1 protein-coding gene is annotated in these 203 nt (G+C 66.5%); it reads left to right on the top strand.

What is annotated here, in order from left to right:
- Positions 1-203: hypothetical protein (locus tag ACSHWJ_RS16210; RefSeq protein WP_432540159.1), on the top strand; the 203-nt coding region annotated here is incomplete at both ends.

Raw genomic sequence — 203 nt, 5'->3', positions numbered from 1 at the left:
GGAGGTCCAGGCGCCTTCGTCACCAAGTCGACTGCGCAGACCATCGACGGCGCCAAGACCTTTACCGGCGCGAATGACCTCGGCGCTCAAACCACGGCGACGACGCCGGCGGCGGCCGACAACAGTACCAGGGTCGCCACCACCGCTTTCGTCAAAGCGCAAGGCTACCTGACGGGCAACCAGGTCGTCACCCTGACGGGCGA

Source organism: Methylococcus sp. S1M (genome assembly GCF_051295855.1).
Taxonomy (GTDB): Bacteria; Pseudomonadota; Gammaproteobacteria; order Methylococcales; family Methylococcaceae; genus Methylococcus; species Methylococcus capsulatus.
This window is presented reverse-complemented; position numbering and strand designations above follow the sequence as displayed.